This window comes from Streptomyces sp. WELS2 (genome assembly GCF_013870595.1).
Classification (GTDB): domain Bacteria; phylum Actinomycetota; class Actinomycetes; order Streptomycetales; family Streptomycetaceae; genus Streptomyces.
The window spans coordinates 1-3,361 of sequence record NZ_JACBWZ010000690.1 but is presented as its reverse complement, the minus strand read 5'-3'; the positions used below and the strand labels follow the sequence as shown (position 1 = coordinate 3,361).

Sequence of the window (3,361 nt, the reverse complement as noted above, 5' to 3'; positions counted from 1 at the left end):
CCGGGAGGGAGGCCGCGACGCGCAGGCACTCGGCGCGCATGGCCTCGGCGGTCGGGAAGCGTTCGTTCGGGTTCTTCCGCAGCGCGCGGGCGACCAGCGCGTCCACGGCGGGCGGCAGCGCGCGGTTGACCGAGGAGGGCGCCACCGGCTCCTCCTGCACATGCGCGTACGCGATCGCCAGCGGCGAGTCCGCGTCGAACGGCAGCCGCCCGGTGACCAGTTGGAACAGCATGATGCCGACCGAGTACAGGTCGGAGCGGGCGTCCACGCCACGGCCGAGGGCCTGCTCGGGGGAGAGGTACTGCGGGGTGCCCACGACCATGCCGGTCTGCGTCATCGAGGTGACGCCGGACTGCATGGCGCGGGCGATGCCGAAGTCCATGACCTTGACCACACCGCGCTTGGTCGTCATCACGTTGCCCGGCTTGATGTCGCGGTGGACCAGCCCCATCTCGTGGCTGATCTCCAGGGCGGCGAGCACATCGGCGGTGATCTTCAGCGCCTTGTCGGCGGGCATCGCGCCGTACCGCCGGACGTCCTCCTCCAGCACCGAGCCCAGCGGCCGGCCCTCGACGTACTCCATGACGATGTACGGCGTGGCCATGCCGTTCAGCTCGTCCTCGCCGGTGTCGAAGACGGAGACGATGTTGGTGTGCGTGAGCTTGGCCACGGCCTGCGCCTCGCGGCGGAAGCGCTCGCGGAAGGCCTGTTCCCGGCCGAGTTCGGTGTGCAGGGTCTTGATCGCGACCGGACGGTCCAGCACCGTGTCGTGCGCCAGGTGCACCGAGGCCATGCCGCCCTCGCCGAGCAGGTCGCGCAGCTGGTAGCGGCCCTGCGCCAGGGCCTGCCCCGCGTACCGGCCCGGTGCGCCGTGCTGGCTCATCTCTCCGCGTCCCCCACTGGCCGTCCGGCGCCGTGATCCAGCGAACAGGCCTTGATCGAATGTCTCATTCCCGGCCAAGTCTGCCGGAGGGCACCGACACGTCAAGCTCGGTGCCCGTTCCGTGACCGTACGCGCAAGAAGCGTCGCGCAAGCGTTACAGGGGACGTACGACCGGCGCACAGAACTTGCACGACAGCGCCTGCTGGAGGTTTCATGACCGGTCCGTCTCGGGTCCGTCCCGGTCGCGGTTCCGGACCGGCGGCCCCCACGGAGGCTGTAGCGTGGCCGACGGAGACCGTAACAACACCGCGCGCACCGCGGGCAGAAACGACGGCGAGGACTGATGGCACAGACGCAGCGCTCTCAGGGCCCGTCCGACCCCGAGGCGACTGGCGGCGGCATGTCGGACGCGCCGGAGCTGTGGGGCAACGGCGGGCTCGTCGGCGACGGGCGCTACCGGCTCACGCACCGGCTCGGCCGGGGTGGCATGGCCGAGGTGTTCGCCGCCGAGGACGTCCGCCTGGGCCGCACGGTCGCGGTCAAACTGCTCCGCGCGGACCTGGCCGAAGACCCGGTCTCCAAGGCGCGGTTCACCCGCGAGGCGCAGTCCGTCGCGGGGCTGAACCACCACGCGATCGTCGCCGTGTACGACTCCGGCGAGGACATGGTGGGCGGCCAGTCCGTGCCGTACATCGTCATGGAGCTGGTCGAGGGCCGCACCATCCGCGATCTGCTGATGAACGCCGAGGCGCCGGGCCCCGAGCAGGCCCTGATCATCGTCTCGGGGGTGCTGGAGGCGCTCGCCTACTCGCACCAGCACGGCATCGTGCACCGTGACATCAAGCCGGCGAACGTCATCATCACCCACAGCGGTGCCGTCAAGGTGATGGACTTCGGCATCGCCCGTGCCCTGCACGGCGCGTCCACGACGATGACGCAGACCGGCATGGTCATGGGCACCCCGCAGTACCTCTCCCCGGAGCAGGCGCTCGGCAAGGCCGTCGACCACCGTTCCGACCTGTACGCGACCGGCTGCCTGCTGTACGAACTGCTCTCGCTCAGGCCCCCGTTCACCGGCGAGACGCCGCTCTCCGTGGTCTACCAGCACGTCCAGGACATGCCGGTGCCGCCGTCGCAGGTCGTCGACGGCACCTGCCCGCCGGAGCTGGACGGCCTGGTGATGCGCTCCCTCGCCAAGGACCCCGACGACCGGTTCCAGACCGCCGAGGAGATGCGCGGCCTGGTCCAGTACGGCCTGCAGATGCTGTACGAGCAGGGCGGCCACACCGGTACCTGGAACACCGGCCCGGTGGAGGCGCACGAGGGCCGGCACACCCCGTCGGCCGGTTTCGCGGGCACGACCGTCATGCCGCACCCGGTGGACGCGGGCGGCACCGCGCAGATCCCGCAGCCGATCCTGCCCACGGGCTACGGCAGCGGCGACGACGGCGGCTTCGAGGGGCACGGCAACCGGGGCAGCGGACGCGGCAAGCTGTGGATCCTGGCCGTCCTCGCGGTCATCGCGATCTCGGCGGGCGTGGCGCTGGCGCTGCACAGCGCGAACGGCGGCAGCGGCAAGGGCGGATCCGACACCAAGCCGACCTCGACGCACTCCAAGAACACCGAGAAGGAGTCGCCTTCCGCGACCCCGACCGACGAGGACACCGGCGCGCCGTCGGACGTCGACACGGGCACCGGGAACTGGGACAGGAGCGGCGGCGGCTCCGGCGGGGCGCCGGCGACCACGCCGTCGTACACCCAGACGCAGTCGGCCTCCCCGCCCCCGAGCCGCCAGCCGTCGACCCCGCAGACCACGCCGTCGCAGCCCACGGACCCGGTGAACGGCGGCACCGACGCCGGCACCACCGACGGGAACACGGACGCCGGCACGACCGAGGGCGGCGGCACCACGGACCAGGGCACCGGCGACGGCAACAGCGCCGAGGGGACCACGACCGTCGGCACCACCACCGGCGGCGACACCACCGGTTGAAGCGCACCGGCCACCGGGCCCGCGACACCCTCGGGGTGACGCCGGCCCGGTCGCCGCACGCATCGGGGTGACGCCCGCGGCTCACCCCACGAACGCGTCGCACACCGCGTCGTACTCGCGCGTCCACCACACCGCGAGCGCCGCCGCGGCCGGGAACTGGCAGTCCGCGCGCGTGTCGCCGCGTTCGTAGTGCCAGCGCAGCATCCAGAAGTCGTTCAGCCGCTCCCACCACACGCGGTGCACGGCCGCCGCCAGCTCCGAGGGCGTGGCACCGGCCGCGCGCCGGTACGCGCGCGCGTAGGCCCGCACTTTCGGCAGGTGCAGCCGCCCGGAGGGCCGTACGAAGAAGATGGCGGCGGCGCGGACGGCCTCCTCCGCGCGCGGCTGCACCCCGAGGCGGTCCCAGTCCACGATGGCGGCCGGGGCGTCGTCCTTGTAGAGCAGGTTGAACGGGTGGAAGTCGCCGTGCACCCAGCCCACCGGGC

Annotated in this window: 3 protein-coding genes; 1 reads left to right on the top strand and 2 read right to left on the bottom strand. The window is 72.4% G+C overall.

All coding sequences use genetic code 11. The features are described from left to right. A partial coding sequence (locus H5J33_RS28195; RefSeq protein WP_181797655.1) for a protein kinase domain-containing protein occupies positions 1-883 on the bottom strand: 883 nt, incomplete at its 3' end. A 343-nt stretch (positions 884-1,226) separates the two neighbouring features. On the opposite strand from H5J33_RS28195, the gene H5J33_RS28190 reads away from it, so the two are divergent. Continuing rightward, positions 1,227-2,876: a protein kinase domain-containing protein gene (locus H5J33_RS28190; RefSeq protein ID WP_181797654.1), complete on the top strand. Its 1,650-nt coding sequence runs from the start codon at positions 1,227-1,229 to the stop codon at positions 2,874-2,876. Between the two features lie 81 nt (positions 2,877-2,957). On the opposite strand, the gene H5J33_RS28185 is transcribed toward H5J33_RS28190, so the two are convergent. Next, positions 2,958-3,361 (bottom strand): phosphotransferase (locus H5J33_RS28185; protein ID WP_181797653.1); only part of this gene is annotated, 404 nt, incomplete at its 5' end.

Bases quoted from the DNA above. Each gene is read 5' to 3' on its own strand.
- H5J33_RS28190 (WP_181797654.1), top strand. From the start codon at position 1,227: ATGGCACAGACGCAGCGCTCTCAGGGCCCGTCCGACCCCGAGGCGACT.